Source organism: Blastococcus sp. URHD0036, assembly GCF_000701365.1.
In the GTDB taxonomy this organism is placed as follows: domain Bacteria; phylum Actinomycetota; class Actinomycetes; order Mycobacteriales; family Geodermatophilaceae; genus Trujillonella.
This window is the reverse complement of sequence record NZ_KL370778.1, coordinates 331,884-348,268: the sequence shown is the minus strand read 5'-3', so window position 1 is coordinate 348,268 and position 16,385 is coordinate 331,884. Positions and strand designations below refer to the sequence as shown.

The 16,385-nt window shown below is 74.5% G+C and carries 14 protein-coding genes; 5 read left to right on the top strand and 9 right to left on the bottom strand.

Annotation, left to right across the window (positions count from 1 at the left end):
* The 5 genes from N555_RS0125390 to N555_RS0125370 form a co-directional block, all read left to right on the top strand.
* Window positions 1-791: YidC/Oxa1 family membrane protein insertase (locus N555_RS0125390; RefSeq protein ID WP_029434296.1), on the top strand; the 791-nt coding region annotated here is incomplete at its 5' end.
* 82 nt (window positions 792-873) lie between these two features.
* Window positions 874-1,494, top strand: a complete 621-nt coding sequence (locus N555_RS28510; protein WP_029434295.1) for a Jag family protein — start codon at window positions 874-876, stop codon at window positions 1,492-1,494.
* The gene (rsmG, locus tag N555_RS0125380; protein WP_081866482.1) at window positions 1,491-2,189 is read left to right on the top strand and encodes a 16S rRNA (guanine(527)-N(7))-methyltransferase RsmG; all 699 of its coding nucleotides are present in this window, start codon (window positions 1,491-1,493) and stop codon (window positions 2,187-2,189) included. The genes N555_RS28510 and rsmG overlap by 4 nt, the downstream gene beginning before the upstream one ends.
* 90 nt (window positions 2,190-2,279) lie before the next feature.
* Window positions 2,280-3,380 carry a ParA family protein gene (locus tag N555_RS26450; protein WP_029434293.1) on the top strand — a complete coding sequence of 367 codons (1,101 nt, stop codon included), beginning with the start codon at window positions 2,280-2,282 and terminating at the stop codon, window positions 3,378-3,380.
* Window positions 3,377-4,405, top strand: coding sequence for a ParB/RepB/Spo0J family partition protein (locus tag N555_RS0125370; RefSeq protein WP_029434292.1), 1,029 nt, complete (start codon window positions 3,377-3,379; stop codon window positions 4,403-4,405). The genes N555_RS26450 and N555_RS0125370 overlap by 4 nt, the downstream gene beginning before the upstream one ends.
* Before the next feature lie 51 nt (window positions 4,406-4,456).
* On the opposite strand, the gene N555_RS0125365 is transcribed toward N555_RS0125370, so the two are convergent.
* The 9 genes from N555_RS0125365 to N555_RS0125325 all read right to left on the bottom strand — a co-directional run bounded on the left by N555_RS0125365 (window position 4,457) and on the right by N555_RS0125325 (window position 16,360).
* Window positions 4,457-5,449: a D-alanine--D-alanine ligase family protein gene (locus N555_RS0125365; protein WP_029434291.1), complete on the bottom strand. Its 993-nt coding sequence runs from the start codon at window positions 5,447-5,449 to the stop codon at window positions 4,457-4,459.
* Window positions 5,446-6,858: an aminotransferase-like domain-containing protein gene (locus tag N555_RS0125360; protein ID WP_029434290.1), complete on the bottom strand. Its 1,413-nt coding sequence runs from the start codon at window positions 6,856-6,858 to the stop codon at window positions 5,446-5,448. Before N555_RS0125360 ends, N555_RS0125365 begins: the two co-directional genes overlap by 4 nt.
* Before the next feature lie 125 nt (window positions 6,859-6,983).
* Window positions 6,984-8,144, bottom strand: a complete 1,161-nt coding sequence (locus N555_RS0125355) for an N-acetylmuramoyl-L-alanine amidase (RefSeq protein ID WP_231503171.1) — start codon at window positions 8,142-8,144, stop codon at window positions 6,984-6,986.
* A gap of 142 nt (window positions 8,145-8,286) precedes the next feature.
* The gene (gene trxA / locus N555_RS0125350; protein ID WP_029434288.1) at window positions 8,287-8,613 is read right to left on the bottom strand and encodes a thioredoxin; all 327 of its coding nucleotides are present in this window, start codon (window positions 8,611-8,613) and stop codon (window positions 8,287-8,289) included.
* An 80-nt stretch (window positions 8,614-8,693) separates the two neighbouring features.
* Window positions 8,694-9,659 carry a thioredoxin-disulfide reductase gene (gene trxB / locus N555_RS0125345; RefSeq protein ID WP_369794056.1) on the bottom strand — a complete coding sequence of 322 codons (966 nt, stop codon included), beginning with the start codon at window positions 9,657-9,659 and terminating at the stop codon, window positions 8,694-8,696.
* A 129-nt stretch (window positions 9,660-9,788) separates the two neighbouring features.
* Window positions 9,789-11,447, bottom strand: coding sequence for a protein kinase family protein (locus tag N555_RS0125340; protein ID WP_029434286.1), 1,659 nt, complete (start codon window positions 11,445-11,447; stop codon window positions 9,789-9,791).
* A gap of 76 nt (window positions 11,448-11,523) precedes the next feature.
* Entirely contained in the window at window positions 11,524-13,542 is a 2,019-nt protein-coding gene (murJ, locus tag N555_RS0125335; RefSeq protein ID WP_029434285.1) for a murein biosynthesis integral membrane protein MurJ, read from the bottom strand.
* The gene (locus N555_RS0125330; protein WP_029434284.1) at window positions 13,539-15,887 is read right to left on the bottom strand and encodes a DUF6049 family protein; all 2,349 of its coding nucleotides are present in this window, start codon (window positions 15,885-15,887) and stop codon (window positions 13,539-13,541) included. The genes murJ and N555_RS0125330 overlap by 4 nt, the downstream gene beginning before the upstream one ends.
* Entirely contained in the window at window positions 15,884-16,360 is a 477-nt protein-coding gene (locus N555_RS0125325) for an NUDIX hydrolase (protein ID WP_034512455.1), read from the bottom strand. The genes N555_RS0125330 and N555_RS0125325 overlap by 4 nt, the downstream gene beginning before the upstream one ends.
* Window positions 16,361-16,385 lie beyond the last annotated feature (25 nt).

Genomic DNA, 16,385 nt, shown 5'->3' with positions numbered 1-16,385 from the left:
CGATCTTCATCGCGCTGTTCCACGTGCTGCGCCGGCTGCAGCCGGGCGCTGAGGGGCTGTACAGCTGGTCCTATGAGCTGACGCAGCAGGCGGCGACGGCGAAGCTGTTCGGGGCACCGATCTCCGCGTCGTTCACGATGAAGGGGGACAAGCGCGAGGCGATCCTCGCGATCCCCGGCGTGACGTTGACCAGCATCCACGTGGTCGCGCTGACGTTGATGATCATCATGTGCATCACGACGTTCACGACGCAGCGTCAGATCATGAAGCGGTCGGGGCCGGTCGAGGGCCAGGCCGCGATGATCCAGAAGCTGATGCTCTACGGCATGCCGGTCAGCCTCTTCGTGACCGGGTTCTTCTTCCCGATCGGCGTGCTCCTGTACTGGTTCACCAACAACCTGTGGACCCTGATGCAGCAGTTCTACATCCTGCGCAAGATGCCCCCGCCGAACTCCCCCGCCGCGCTGGCGAAGAAGGCTGCCGAGAAGCCGGCCGTCGACCCGAAGGCGCTGGCGCCGAAGCCGGGCGCCAAGCCCGTCCGCGGCAAGGGTGGCCGACCGGCCGTGGCCGCGGCCGCCGTCCCGGGAACCGACTCCACGGGCGCGGATGCCGCCGGCACCGACGCCGGCGTGAGCGAGGCCTCCGCCGGCGCGGCCGCCGTGAACGGCACCAGCGGTTCGTCGGGGAACGGCGCGGCACCGCCCGCCGCCGGGAGCACCGGTGCGGGCAAGCGGCCCGGTGGCGCGGGCAGTTCCGCACCGGGCAACCGCAACAGGCGCAAGCGCCGCTGAGCAGCCGGCGCCCCACGACGGGCGCCGCACCGATACCACCGGGGATGCCCCGGCCGCCTGCACCCACAGGGAGGAACCCCTCATGAGCGCCCCCACCCCCCCGGCGACGGACACCGCCGCACCCGGGACCGAGACCGAGCTGCCCGACGCGGGCCCGGCCGACGCCGACGCCCTGGTCGAGCCCGCCGACACCGAGGAGACCGGCACCGGGGAGGCCGACTCCGCTGGTGCCGCGACCGGTGACGACCTGCTCGTCCGCGAGGGCGACGTCGCCGGTGACTACCTCGAGCGGCTGCTCGACATCCTCGACGTCGACGGGGACATCGACCTGGACGTCGAGGGCGACCGCGCCTCGGTCGCCATCGTCGGTGGCCAGCTGAACGACCTGATCGGCGGCGACGGCGCCGTCCTCGAGGCACTGCAGGAGCTGACGCGGCTGGCCGTGGCCCAGTCCACCGGCGTGCGCAGCCGGCTGATGCTCGACGTCGGCGGGTACCGGGCCAAGCGCCGCGCGGACCTGACCGCCCTCGCCGGGCAGACCGCGGGCCGGGTGGCGCAGAGCGGCCAGCCCGAGCGCATGGCTCCGATGAACCCCTTCGAGCGCAAGGTCGTGCACGACGTCGTGGCCGGTGTGGCCGGTGTGCACAGTGAGTCGGAGGGCGAGGAGCCCAACCGCCGGGTCGTGGTCCTGCCCGACCGGTGACGGAGAGCCCGCAGCAGCCCGACGAGGACGCCCCGGGCGTCCCGTCCGCCCCCGGCGCCACTCCTCCACCGGCGCCGGGGCTGGCTGCGGAGGTCTTCGGGAGCGCCCTCGCCCGTGCTGAGGCCTACGTGGCCCGGCTGGCCGGCGACGGGGTGACGCGTGGGCTCATCGGCCCCCGGGAGGTGCCCCGCCTCTGGGAACGGCACGTGCTGAACAGCGCCGCCGTGGCCGAGGCCGTGCCGGCGGACGCCCGCGTGGTCGACGTCGGCAGCGGGGCGGGACTCCCCGGCATCCCGCTGGGGCTCGCGCGGCCCGACGTCACGCTCACCCTCGTCGAGCCCATGGCCCGCCGGGTGGACTTCCTCGCCGAGGCCGTCGCCGAGCTCGGCGCCCCCTGGCGGGTCGTCCGCGGCCGGGCGGAGGAGCGGTCGGTAATCGCCGCCGTCGGCCCGGTCGACGTGGTGACCGCCCGCGCGGTCGCCCCGCTCCCCCGCCTCGTGGCGTGGTGCCGTGGTCTGCTCCGGCCCGGCGCCACCCTCGTCGCCCTCGTGGGCGCGCGGGCGCTGGAGGACCTGCCCGGGATGCTCCCGGAACTCGAGGCTGCCGGGATGCGGGACATCCACCCGCGGGCCGTCGGTGCGGAGTGGGGTGACGCTGCCACTACCGTGGTGGTGATGACGCGTGGACGACGGTGAGGCCGTCCCCCAGACACTCCGTTCCACGTGGAACGCGCAGCGTGAGGACGCGCGTGTTCCACGTGGAACGGCACGCAGGAAGGACCCGTGATGAGTGACCCGGGCCAGCGGCTGCGGAGCAGTCTCGCCGCCGACAAGGCAGCCATGGCCCAGTTCTCCGCGGCAGGCGAGGAGTTCGACAGCCCCATCGCGATGGAGGCCCTGCGCGCGACCCGGGTCCTGCACGCGGCCAACCAGGACCCGTTCCCCCGGCCCGGCCGGATCCGGGTCATCACCATCGCGAACCAGAAGGGCGGGGTCGGCAAGACCACGTCCACGGTGAACCTCGGCGTGGCCCTCGCGCTGTACGGCCTGCGGACGCTCGTCATCGACCTCGACCCGCAGGGGAACGCGAGTACCGCCCTCGGGGTCGAGCACAGCGTCGGGACGCCGTCCATCTACGACGCCCTCGTCGGGGACCGGGAGCTGGCGGAGGTCGTCCACCCGACGTCGGCGAGCCCGAAGCTGCGCTGCGTCCCGGCGACGATCGACCTGGCGGGCGCGGAGATCGAGCTGGTCTCCGTCGTCGCCCGTGAGTACCGGCTGCGCCGGGCGATCGAGGGGTATCTGCAGTCGCTCCCCGAGGAGGAGCGGCCGGACTACGTCCTGATCGACTGCCCGCCGTCGCTGGGGCTGCTGACGCTCAACGCGCTGGTCGCCGGCGACGAGGTGCTCATCCCGATCCAGTGCGAGTACTACGCGCTCGAGGGCCTGGGGCAGCTGCTCAACAACATCGAGCTCGTGCGGGCCCATCTCAACCCGGGCATCTCGGTCCGCTCGATCCTGCTGACCATGTACGACTCCCGGACGAAGCTCGCCGATCAGGTCGCCGACGAGGTCCGCAACCACTTCAAGGACCTCGTCCTCCCCACCGTCATCCCCCGCAACGTGCGTGTCAGCGAGGCGCCGGGCTACGGGCAGTCGGTCGTCACCTACGACCCGGGTTCGCGCGGTTCCACCAGCTACGTCGATGCGGCCCGGGAGCTGGCCGAGCGGGGCGTGGCCCTCACGCCGCTGTCCGACGCGCGCCCCAACGGGGTGCGCCAGAGCTATCCCCCGCCGCTGCCGCCCCGTGCCTTCCCCGGCACCGATGCGGCCACCCTTGACGTCGGCACGGTGCCGGCCTCGTCCTCCGAGGAGTCCTCCCGATGAACAAGCGTGGCGGTCTGGGCCGGGGCCTCGCAGCGCTCATCCCCACGAGCGCCCCGCCGGAGGAGCACGCGCCCCAGCCGGACGCCGACGACGGGTACCGCACCGCACCGGCCGAGGCGCCGGCCGTGCACCTCCTCCCCCAGGCCGCGCAGGCCGCGGACTCGGTGGCGGAGACCGTCGCCCGCCAGGTCGAGGAGACCGTCGGCGTGCCCGGCGCCCAGCTGCGCGAGGTGGCCGTCGACGACGTCGTCCCCAACCCCAAGCAGCCCCGCCAGGTCTTCGACGACGAGGCGCTGGAGGAGCTCAGCCACTCGGTGCGCGAGTTCGGCCTGTTGCAGCCGATCGTCGTCCGCGAACGTCCCGAGGGCGGCTACGAGCTCATCATGGGCGAGCGGCGGCTCCGCGCCGCCCGGGCCGCCGGACTGGAGAGCGTCCCGGCGATCGTCCGGGACACCGAGGACGACGCGCTGCTGCGTGACGCCCTGCTGGAGAACATCCACCGGGTGCAGCTGAACCCGCTGGAGGAGGCCGCGGCCTACCAGCAGCTGCTCGAGGAGTTCGGCGCCACGCACGAGGAGCTGGCCCAGCGGATCGGGCGCAGCCGGTCGCAGGTCACCAACACCATCCGGCTGCTCAAGCTGCCGGTGAAGGTGCAGACCCGCGTCGCCGCCGGCGTCATCTCCGCCGGTCACGCCCGGGCCCTGCTGGGCCTGCCGGACGCGGAGGCCCAGGAGGCGCTCGCTACCCGGATCGTCGCCGAGGGCATGTCGGTCCGGGCGACCGAGGAGGCGGTGGCCATGGCCGCCGCGGAGCAGCCGGTCGCGGCCCGACGGACCCGGCGCATGGTCGCTCCGGGCGTCGAGGACCTCGCCGGCCGGCTGTCCGACGCGTTCGAGACGAAGGTCAAGATCCAGATCGGCCGCGCCAAGGGCCGCATCGTCGTCGAGTTCGGTTCGGTCGACGACCTGCAGCGCATCATCGGCCAGATGGCCCCCGACATCACCGGACGCCGTCCCGAGTCCTGACCTCTGACCGCCGGGGATTGCGTCACAGCGCAATCCCCGGCGGTCCGTGCCTCACCTGTGCGAGCGGGCCCGGCGGTCGAGGAGAGCGGCCAGGAGCTCGCCGAGGTCGTGACCGGCGGCCTCCACCGCCATGGGGAACATGGAGGTCTCGGTCAGCCCCGGGGAGACGTTGACCTCGAGGAAGTGCACGGCGCCGTCGGCGTCGACGATGGCGTCGGTGCGGGACAGGTCGGCCAGGCCGAGTTCCCGGTGCACCGTCACGGCCAGCTCGGCGGCCCGCTGCGCGACGTCGTCCGGGATCCGAGCCGGCGTGTGGTACTCGGTGAGGCCCGGCGTGTACCGGGCGGTGTAGTCGAACACGCCCGACTCCGGCGCCAGCTCGACCGCGGGGAGCGCCTGCGGCCCGTCCCCCAGGTCGACGACGGAGATCGCCAGTTCGGTGCCCTCGACGAACCGCTCCACCATGACGGTGTCGCCGTAGGCGAAGCAGCTGACCATGGCCGCCGGGAGGTCCTCGACGCGGCCGACCTTCTGGACGCCCAGTGCCGATCCGCCCGAGGCGGGCTTCACCATCAGCGGCAGGCCCAGGCGGGCGACGATCAGGTCGAGGACGGCGCCGGCGCCCAGCTCGCGGAAGGTGCTGTGCGGCAGGGCCACCCAGTCCGGCGTCGTCCCGCCGGCGGTGCGCACCACGGACTTGGCGGCGGGCTTGTCCCAGGCGAGCCGGCAGGCCGCGGCCGGCGAGCCGACGTAGGGGACGCCGGCCAGGTCCAGGACCGCGCGCAGGGAGCCGTCCTCGCCCGTCGCGCCGTGCAGCGCGATGAACAGGGCGTCGGCGGGGGCGGCGGCCAGGCCGGGCAGCAGCTCGGCGTCGGCGTCGCGGACCTCGGCGTCGACCCCGGCGCGGCGGAGCTCCTCGGCCACTTGGGTGCCGGAGGAGAGGCTGACCTCGCGCTCGAACGTCAGCCCACCGGCGAGGACGACGACGCGCAGCGGGTCGACGCGCTCGGACGTCGCGGTGGGAGCTGCAGCGGACTCGGTCATGCTCGGCCGTCCTCGTAGCTGTTGCCGTTGGCGGGCCCGACGATGTTCTCCGCCTCGTGGTTGGGCAGGCTGCGCGGGACCGCACGGAAGGTGCCGGTGTCGACGGAGTCGAACGTGGAGTGCAGGTCCAGCTCGGCCTCGATGACGCGGGCCAGCCGTCTCACGCCCTCGCGGATCTGGTCCGGCTCGGGGTAGCAGTAGGACAGCCGCATGTACTCGCGGCCCCCGCCGTCGGCGTAGAAGCCGATGCCGGGCACGTAGGCGACGTGCGCGTTGACCGCGCGTGGCTGCATGAGCTTGCTGTCCAGGCCGTGCGGCAACTTCAGCCAGACGTAGAAGCCCCCGTCGGGGTGGGTCCACGTCGTGCCCGCGGGCATCATCGCCTCGAGGGACTCCAGGCAGGCGTCCCGGCGCTCGCGGTACAGCTCGGTGAAGATCTTGATCTGCTCGCGCCACGGCTGGGTGTCCAGGTACCGGGCGACGGCGTACTGGGTCAGCGACGGCGGGCAGAGCACCTGCGCCTCGGTCGCGAGCACCAGCTTCTCGCGGACGGCGAGCGGCGCCAGGACCCAGCCGACCCGCAGACCCGGCGAGAAGGTCTTGGAGAAGGAGCCGAGGTAGACCACCCGCTGCGCGTTGCGTGCCCGCAGTGCCCGCATCGGTTCCCGGTCGAAGCCCAGCAGGCCGTACGGGTTGTCCTCGACGATCAGCAGGTCGTAGCGGTCGGCGATCGCCATGATCTGCTCGCGGCGCGGCTCGGAGAGGGTCACGCCGGCGGGGTTGTGGTAGTTCGGCACCGTGTAGAGGAACTTCACCCGGTCGCCGTTGGCCCGACACTCGAGCAGCGCCTGCTCCAGGGCCTCGGGGATCAGGCCGTCGTCGTCCATCGGGACGTGCCGCACGCGGGCCTCGGACGCCTGGAAGACCCCCAGCGCGCCGACGTACGAGGGGCCCTCGGCGAGGACGACGTCACCCGGGTCGCAGAAGACGCGGGTGACCAGGTCCAGGCCCTGCTGGGAGCCGACCGTCACGACGACCTCGCTGGGCGAGGCGTCGGTGATGCCCTCGAGCGCCATCACGTCGCAGATGCGCTCCCGCAGCCGGGGATCGCCCTGCCCGGAGCCGTACTGCAGGGTCTGCGCGCCCATGCCGCTGACCAGCTCGCCGATCATGGAGCCCACGGCGTCGAGCGGGAGTGCCGTGACCGCGGGCATGCCGCCGGCCAGCGAGACGACCTCGGGCCGGCTGACGACGGAGAACAGTGCGCGGATCTCCGACGTCTTCATGCCGTGGGTGCGTGCGGCGTAGCGGTCGGCGAGGGGGTCCAGCCGCGGGTGGCGGGGGACGACCGTGTGCGGGTGCGCGTTCGCGCCGGGGCCCGGGGGCACACCGGGCGGGAGAGTGGCCACCCGTCGAGTGTAAGGAGCCCGGCCATCGGCTTTGCCGCACACGCCGGAGGGCGTGACGGACCCGTCCCACCGGTCACAGCGGGCGGCGGCTCAGCTCAGGCGGGGAATGGCTCCTGGCCGCGGTGTCATCCGGAGGATGACGATCGATCCAGCACGAAGGTGCCGGTCGGCGGGTCGGCCTCGGCGGGCAGGAACAGCCGCTGGACGGCGGCGAGGACGGCGGAGGCGACCGTGCCCCGCAGGCGGGCGTCGAGCAGCAGCCGCCGGTCGACCTCGTGGGAGAGGTAGCCGCAGTCCAGCCGCACGGCCGGCATCCGGGTCATCCGCAGCAGGTCCCACGTCTTCGGGTAGCCGCCGAGGTCGATCAGCCCGGTGCGGGCCACGACCTCGCGGCGGACCAGGTGCGCGAACTGCTCGCCGACCGTGGAGGAGGCCCCCGAGCCGGTGCCGTAGTAGTAGCTGGCCACGCCGCGCGCGTGCTCGGAGTCGTGCGCGTCCATGTGCAGGGAGAGGAACAGGTCGGCGCGGGCGTCGTTGGCGAACGCGGTCCGCTCGGCGGGGCTGGGGTTCTGCTCCCGTCCGCGGGTCAGGTAGGCCGTCGCCCCGGCGGCGGCGAGGCTGCCCTCGATGCGGGAGGCGAGGTCGAACGCGAGGTCGGCCTCGGTCGTCTCCCCCGCGGTGACGCCGGTCTCGGGCCCGCCGTGGCCGGGGTCGAGGACGATCACCCGGCCGATCAGGTGCGGGCCGCTCTCCACCATGAGGGCGCTCTGCCGCAGCAGCTGCGGCCGGCCACCGGTGACCTTGCGGCCCAGCTGGCGCAGCGCACGGAGCGTGGCCGGACCGCACTGGCCGTCGGCGGAGAGCCCGTAGTCGCGCTGGAAGGCGCGCAGGCCGGTCTCGGTCTCGGGTCCGAGGATGCCGTCGGCGCGGCCGGCGTCGTAGCCGAGCTCCAGCAGCCGTTCCTGCAGGTTCGTGACGTCGTCGCCGCGCATGGGGCGCTCGGGGTCGTGGTGCAGCAACCGGTCGCCCAGGGACCAGCGGGCCTCGGAGAGGGCCCGGTAGGTCTCCTCGCCCACGTGCCCGTCGACGGTCAGACCGCGGACCTGCTGGAAGTGCCGGACGGCGAGCTCGGTGGCCTCGTCGTAGCGGGTCTCGCTCTCGGTCTCGCCGCCGTCCGCGGGAGCTGGTACCAGGAGCTCCAGGCTGCGCAGCGCGGCGCGGACGTCGGCGACCGCCGCACCGCGGTCCCCGGGCCGCAGGGGGTACATGCCGTCGTCGTTCGCCATCGTGGTCCCGATTGTCGTCCTCGTCGTCGGGAGGGGCCCGTCGGGGGGCCCGGACCGGTCCCCGGACGCGACGGGGCCCACCCGGCCGGGTGGCCGGGTGGGCCCCGTGGTCACGCTGCGCTCCGCCCCTCGGGGCGGGAGGTCACAGGTAGTCGGACAGGTCCGACAGGATGGCGCCCTTGGGCTTGGCGCCGATGATGCTCTTGACCGGCTTGCCGCCCTGGAAGACCGTCATGGTCGGGATCGACATGACCTGGTAGTCGCGGGCGATCTGCGGGTTCTCGTCGATGTTCAGCTTGGCGATCGTGAGCTTGTCGCCGTGCTCGGCGGCGATCTCCTCGAGCACCGGGGCGACCATCTTGCACGGCCCGCACCACTCCGCCCAGAAGTCGACGAGGACGGGCTTGTCGCTGCCCAGCACGTCGTCGGCGAAGCTCGCGTCGGTCACCGTCACGGTGTTGGCTGCCATGGTCGTTCTCCTCTGTGGTCTGTGGAGTCGGGCTCCGGTCAGGTCAACCGGGGGCCCGGCGGATCTATGCCCGGGGGTGATCAGCGCTCGTCGAAGGTCTCGGCCAGCCAGCGCTCGGCGTCGATGGCCGCCGCCGCGCCCGTGCCGGCCGAGGTGATGGCCTGCCGGTAGATGTGGTCGACCACGTCGCCGCAGGCGAAGACGCCGTCGATGTTGGTGCGGGTCGTCGGGTGCTCGACCTGCACGTATCCCTCGTCGTCCAGCTTGAGCTGGCCGGCGAAGAGCTCGCTGCGCGGGTCGTGCCCGATGGCGACGAACACCCCGGCGACCGGGAGCTCCTCGGTGGTGCCGCTCTCGACGTCGGCCAGGCGGACGCCGGAGACGGTGTCCTCGCCGAGGACGTCGGCGACCTGCTTGCCCAGCGCCCAGCGGATCTTCTCGTTGTCCTGGGCGCGCTTGATCATGATCTTCGAGGCGCGCAGCTCCTGCCGCCGGTGGACGACGGTCACGCTCTTGGCGAAGCGGGTGAGGAAGGTCGCCTCCTCCATCGCGGAGTCGCCGCCGCCGACCACGATGATGTCCTGGTCGCGGAAGAAGAAGCCGTCACAGGTGGCACAGGCCGAGACGCCGCGGCCGAGCAGCCGGGCCTCGTTGTCCAGCCCCAGGTACCGGTACTTCGAGCCGGTGGCCACGATGACCGCGTGGGCGCGGTGCACCTCGTCGCCGATCTCCACGATCTTCGGGGTGGCGGTGAGGTCGACGCGGGTGACGTCGCGGGCGACCAGCTCGGCGCCGAAGCGCTCGGCCTGGGTGCGCATGTCGTCCATCAGCTGCGGGCCCTGGATGCCCTCGGCGAAGCCGGGGAAGTTCTCCACCTCGGTGGTCGTCATCAGGGCGCCGCCGAACTGGGAGCCCTCGAAGACGAGCGGGTGCAGGTTGGCGCGGGCGGCGTAGATCGCCGCGGTGTAGCCCGCGGGACCCGACCCGATGATGATCAGGTCGCGCACGCCGTCGTGCTCCGCGGGTGGGATGACCGGGTTCTGCACCTCGGTCGTCACGGCGGGGCCGGGGGCAGGCTGGTGGTCGTTCGTCACGGGCGGCACAACCCGGATCGTAGGGGGCGCATTCCCCGGTCTGCTCCTCCGGCGGGGGACACCGGCGGCCTCGCCGCCCGGTCAGCCGGCCGAGCGGACGGAGACCTCGGCGATGTCGGCGGAGAACCCGTCGGGGCCCGGTGCCAGCGAGGTCACCCAGACCAGCAGGTAGCGGGTGGTGACCGGCTCGTCGAAGGCGAGGTCCGTGGTGCCGTCGATCGTGCCGGAAGCGGCGACCTGCCACTGGGCGAGGTCGGCGTCGGGGGCTCCGCCGATGCGGGCCTCCATCGTCACGCCGGGCGTGTTCGTCGTGATCGTCACCGCGGCGAGGGCCTGGTCGCCGCCCAGGTCGAAGACGATGCCCACGCCGTCCTTGAGCCCGGCGAAGTCGGCCGAGCCCTGGTAGTCCACGGTCGACCACGCGGTGCCGGGGTCTCCGTCGAAGGCCAGCGGGACGTCGCCCTCGTTCTCCGGGTCGCTGTCCTGCGGGTTGTAGAGCGTGGCGCGGGTGATGGCGGCCGGGGTGTCCTCCGGCGCGGGGGTCTCGCCGCCGGTCGTCTCCTGCGGCGCGGAGGACGACGACGGGCCCGAGGGGCCGGCGCCGGCGCCGTCGTCGGAGTCGGCCACCGACAGCACGTAGGTGCCGAACCACCACGCCCCGGCCACGACGACGGCCAGCGCGACCAACGCCAGGGCGACGACGACCAGTCTGCGGCGCGCGGGCCGCTCGTCGTCCTCGTCGGACCGGCCGCGATCGTCGGGGAGGAGGTCCTCGTCCGCCCCGAAGGCGTCGTCCAGGGGGAGGCGACTGGAGCCGTGGTGCGGCGGTCCCGGCGGGAGGACGGTCAGGCCGGTCCGCTGGGGGTCGTCCTCCGGGTCGTACCGGTCGTCGTCCTCGTCGTCGTACTCGGCGCTGTAGTCCTCGGCGTCGTAGTCGTCGGCCTCGTGCCGCTCCCGGAGCCGGCGCAGCCAGCCGCTGTCGCTCTCGTCGGGATCGCGGACGATGTGGCCGGACGAGCTGGGCCGGGGCGGCTGCGCCAGCAGCGCGGCCATGGCGGCGGCGCTGGACAGGCCGCCGGCGGGGTCGGCGGAGCGCGCCCGCCGGATCAGCGCGGCGAGGTCCGGCTGGGGGATCACCACGGGGCGCGGCGGGCGGCCGTCGGGGCCGGGGCGCCCGGCCTGGCGGCCGGTGAGGCAGAACTCGAGCAGCGCGCCGAGCGCCGCGATGTCGCCCTGCATCGTCCCGGACGCCGCCGGGACGGCCCGCAGCCCGACCAGCCCGTTGGGTCGCAGGACCACGGTGTCGGGGCCGATGCCCCCCACGGCGAGCCCGACCCGGTGCGCCTCGGCGACGCCCTCGGCCAGCCGGCGCAGCACGGTGCGGACCTCGCGCTCGGGCATCGGGCCGTCGGCGAGCCGCTCGGTGAGGGTGCGGCCCTCGATCCACTCGTTGACCACGTAGGCGGCCCCGCCGGGCACGTCGACGGCTCCGGTGCCCTCGGCGGCGTCGTAGACCATGGCGAGCGCGGGGGTGGCCAGGCCGCCGGAGGTCAGGGCGCGCGCGATCCAGGCGCGGGCCGCGGGGCCTCCGGGGGTGTGCACGCGGATGGCGACGTCGCGATTGAGCACGCGGTCCTTCGCCCGCCAGCAGCGGATCACGCCGGTGGAGGTGGTCTCCTCCGGGCCGATCTCGTCCAGCGGCCGGTAGCGGTCCGGCAGACCGGTGACGGTGGACGTCATCGCCGCGGCCTCCCCGTCCCACTCGTCGCCTGCGGCGCGCCTGCTCCGCTGAGGGGTCGCGACATCGGGCCGCCGGTCACCCGCGCCTCCGGCGGTCCAGGACCGCGGTGAGCGGTCCGGTCACCTCGGGTACCCGGGCGAGCAGCATGCCGCCGATGGCTGCGACTCCGATGACCACGGTACCGATGAGGAGGGTGCCGAGCGAACCCGCCAGGGAGTCTCCGAGCACAGTCCGAGACACGATCGTGACCCCCCACCCGACCAGAGCAGCCGCGAGCGACGCCACGGTCACGCGGAGTACGGGGAGGAGGGTCGCGCGGGTGTCCAGGGACCCCAGCCGGCGGGTCAGCGCGACGTGCCCGAGGACCCAGCCGGCGACGTAGGTGATGCTCGTGACGAGCATGATCCCGGCGACGACGTGCTCCGGTTCGACGACCAGCGGCACCAGCAGGAGCAGCGGCACGCGGACGGCGACCATCCCGACCTGGATGAGCGTCGGGGTGCGGGCGTCCTTCATGGCGTAGAAGACGCGCAACTGCAGCAGCGTCACGGCCATGGGCAGCAGGCCGAAGGCACCGATGGCCAGCGCCTCGCCGATGGCGTGGGCCTCGGAGACCGTCGTCTGGCCCCGGGCGAAGGCCACGGTCGCCAGCGCCGGTCCGAGCACCGTGAGCGCCGCGCTGATCGGGAGCAGCCCCAGCGCGGACAGGCGCGTCCCCAGGGCGAGGTCCCGGATCACGCCGTCCGTGTCCGACCGTGCCGCGGCCCGGCTCATCCTGGGCACCAGTGCGGTCAGCAGCGCGACGCCGATGATCCCGTAGGGCATCTGGAACAGCAGGCTGGCGATGGCGTAGGCGCTCGAGCCCAGGCCGCCCTCGCGGCCCGCGGCGTTGGCGATGCGCGTGGCGATGGCGACACCGACCGCGCTGACCGCGGAGTACGCGATCACCCACAGACCCAGCGAGCCTGCCTCGCGCAGCCCGGTGTCCCGCAGCCCCCATCGGGGACGCAGCGGCACGCCGACCCGGGGCAGCAGCGGGAGCAGCACCAGGGCCTGGGACGCGATGCCGAGCGTGGTGCCGATGCCGAGCAGCCAGACGAGTCCGGGGCTGATCGTGCCGGGGGTGAGCTCGCCGGAGGAGGCCACCATGAACACCACGCCGGTGGCGATGACGATGACGTTGTTGAGCACCGGCGCCCAGGCCGGTGGACCGAAGACGTTGCGGCTGTTGAGCACGGCCTGGGCCAGGGCGCCGATGCCGTAGAAGACGATCTCCAGCAGCAGCAGCCGCGCCAGCCAGTTGGCGAGCTCGACCTGCTCGGGGTCCCCCGAGATGCCGTAGAGCCGGGTCAGCAGCGGTGCGATGAGCACCGCGACGCCCGTGACGACCACCAGACCGGCGATGGCGATCGTCGACAGCCGCTGGACGTAACCGACCCCGCCGTCGCGGTCGCGCTCCTGGGCGTGCACGAACAGCGGCACGATCACCGACGTGAGCACGCCGCCGAGCAGGAGCTCGTACACGATGTTGGGCAGGGTGTTGGCGGTGTTGTAGGCGTCGTTGACCAGCCCGACGCCGAGCGCGGCGGCCAGCACCATCGTGCGGAGCAGGCCCGTGACCCGGGAGACGAGCGTGGCCACGGCCATCGTGCCCGCAGCGCGCAGGATGCCCTTGCTGGCGCCGGGAGCGCCCTCGCGGGCCGAGGCCTCCTCGTCCGTCTCGTCGGTGCGCTGCGGCACCGCGGGCAGGACCGGGATGAGCTGGGTGTACTCCGGACTGGGCACGAACCGCGGGCGCGGCGGGGGCACCGGCGGCAGCGGGCGGTCCCGCACCACCGGCCGGTCCCGCCGCACGGCCGCCGGGGGCACGGGCCGCAACGGCGGCGACGGCGGTCCGTGCGAGGCCGGGTCGCCCTGCCGCGCCACGCCGTTCCCGTCGCTCCCGCCGTCGGGGACCACCGGATACGGGGGCGGGGGCAGCGGCGCGCCGGTCCGGGGTCCCCGGCTCTCGGCCGGGGGGCGTCGCCGCGCCAGGGGCGGCGGGACGGGGGGCAGGGGGCGGTCCTGCTCCCCGACCGGGCCGTCGCCGCTCACACCGGACTCCGCGTGGGCGGCAGCGGGACCGCCGCGCCCTCGGGGGCCGCGGTCAGCTCGTCGTCCTCGTCGCCGTTCCGCCCCGCCCGCGCCCGCCGGCGGCGCAGGAAGTGCACCAGCCGCCGGAGGAACAGCAGGCCGAGCAGCGCGGCGGCGCCGATCGTGATCGCGAGGGAGATCACGCCGTAGGCGGTGCTGGTGACCTGCAGCTCGACCGTCTCGCCGAGCGGCGCCCCGTTCGGGGTGGTCAGCCGGGCGGTGACGGCGAACCGGCCGGACTGGCGGACCTCGGTGGGCACCTGGAGCGTGGTGCGCTGGCCCGGGGCCAGCGTCTGGAGTCCGATGTCCTCCACGGAGAGCCCCACGCCGCTGCGGGTGCGGACCTGCAGCCGGACCTGCACGGCGAAGGGCAGGTCGTTGCGCACGGTCAGGACCAGCGGTGCGTCGCTGGAGGCGAGGCTGTAGGTGCCGTCGGCCGGGGAGAGCAGGGTGACCTGGTCCAGGAGACCGTCCAGCGTCCGGCGCAGGTCGCTCGCGGCCTCCCGGGCGCGCTCCGGGTCGTCGCGCCACCCCACCGTGGTCGCTCGCGCTGCGGCCGCGTCAGCCGGTGCCAGGGCCGCGGCCGCGTCCCCGATGACGGCGCCGGCGAGGTCGTCGCGCACGTCCGTCGCGGCCTGGACGTCGATCAGGACGGCGGGGTCGAGCCCGGCCGGCTCCGCGGGCGGGATCAGGCCGCCGGCGTCGGCCACCGGGCCCGCGAGCAGCTCGTCGAGGCCGGCCGGGTGCACCCCGGGCAGCTGCGCGGTGGCGGCGATCATCGCCGTCAGGTCCTCGGGTTCGGCGTCGAGCTGCCGGGGCGGGGCGATCAGCACGGTGCGCGGCGACAGCGGATCGCCGCCGGGCTGGCGGGCGAGCAGCGTCAGCTCGGCCACGTACCGCTGAGCGGCCGCGCGGGGGCCGCCGGACACCGACCCGGCGCTCCCGGCGAGCGCGCTGAGCTCCGCGTCGGCGACCAGGCCGCCCGCGCCGTCGGCGAGCGGGGTCCGGGCAGCGGCGCCGCCCGAGCCCAGCCCGACCGCCTCGGCCCCGTCGGCCAGCGCCGCGGAGCTGACGACGACGTGCGCGATCTCGCCGTCCCGCAGCACGCCGAGGGTCTGGCCGTGCAGCGTGCCGCCGGCGGCCCACGCCACGTCGGTCCGCGGCTCGACACCGAGCACATCGCGCAGGATCCGGGTGCCGGCGCCGGTCTGCGCGACGGGTGTCCCGTCCGCCTCGGGGGAGGCCGGCGCCGCGGCGGCGGTCCCGGTGCCGGGCAGGGCGCGAGCGGCGACCGCGGACAGCCCCGCGGTCGTCAGCGCGTCCACGTCGGTGTCGCCGTAGGGCAGCGCCACCACGGTGTTCGCGGCGGCGACGGCCTTGAGGCGTTCGAGGAAGGCCTTCGCTGCCTCGGTGCCGGTCCCCGTGTCGCTGCCCACGTCGTAGGGACCCTCGGCCATGAGGGCGAGGGCCTCGACGAGGGCGGGGTCGACGGCCAGGACCACACCGACCGACGGCTGCGGGGAGCCGCCGAAGGGGACGACCTCCGGGATCTGCTCCACGGCGGCCAGCGCCCGGTCCAGGCGGCCACCGGAGGCGACCTCGTCGGCCAGGTCGTCGTCGACGAACCGCCCGTCGGCGTCGCGGTGGGTCGGTTCCACCAGCGGCCACAGCCAGGCGACGCCCGTGGCCCCGCCCGGGGGCAGCGAGGTCTGGACGACGGAGGTGGACAGCTCGCCCACCCGGCGTTGCTCGCCGTCGGCCCCGGCGCCGTTGAGGTTGACCAGGACGGGGTAGACGCCGTCCTCGCCGAGCTGCAGGTCGACGGTGGTGGTCGTGTAGGTGACCGAGAGCTGCTCACCGGCGGGCAGGGGGTCGGGGATCGTCTGGAACGCCGTCGTGGCCGCGGTCGCCGGGTCCGGATCGGAGTCGGCCTCCAGCAGCTCGGCGCGCGTGCGCACCACGTCCCCGCGCTGGAGGCGCACGCTGAGCCCCGACAGGTCCTCCTCGCCGGTGTTGGTCAGCGTCAGGGTCAGCGTGATCGTGCCGCCGGGGGCGACGGTGGCGGGGTCGATCCGCGCGAGGTCGATGCGGACCGGTCGCTCGGCGTCGGTCCCGCCGTCGTCCCCCGGTCCCCCGGGCGCCGCCGGGGCCGCGGCGGCGGGCCCGGCGGCGATGACGGGCCCGGCCAGCAGCGGCAGGGCCAGCAGTGCCAGGACGAGCAGCCGAAGCAGCGCCGAGCGGCGGCCGGGGCGGTTCCCCCGGCGTGCGGTGCCGTGCCCGTGCGCAGTCGAGGGGTCGCGGCTCACGCGCTGTCGGCGAGCAGCGCCGGGGCGCGCTCGACGAGGGCCCGCTCGTCGGCGTAGGCCAGCCGGTCGCTCAGCTCCTCGAGGGGCACCCACGCCACCTCGGTCACCTCGACGTCGGCGTCGGACAGGGCGCCGCCGACGGCACGGAGGAGGAAGTGGTGGACGGTCTTGTGCACCCGCCGCCCGTCCGCGACGAACCAGAAGTCGATGATCCCGAGCGGCGCGAGGACCTCGCCGATGATCCCGGTCTCCTCCGCGACCTCGCGCACGGCGGTGTCCTCGGGGGTCTCGCCGGCCTCGATGTGGCCCTTGGGCAGCGACCAGAGCAGGCGACCGCGCCGGTCGGTGCGGCCGATGAGGGCTGCCCGGGGACCCGTCACGCCGTCGTCGGCGACCACCAGGCCCCCGGCGGAGGTCTCGTCGACCCGGCGCAACCGGCGGCCGGGGCGCCCGCGCCCGCCCGTCCCAGCCATGCCAGGAGGGTAGCGCGCACGGCGG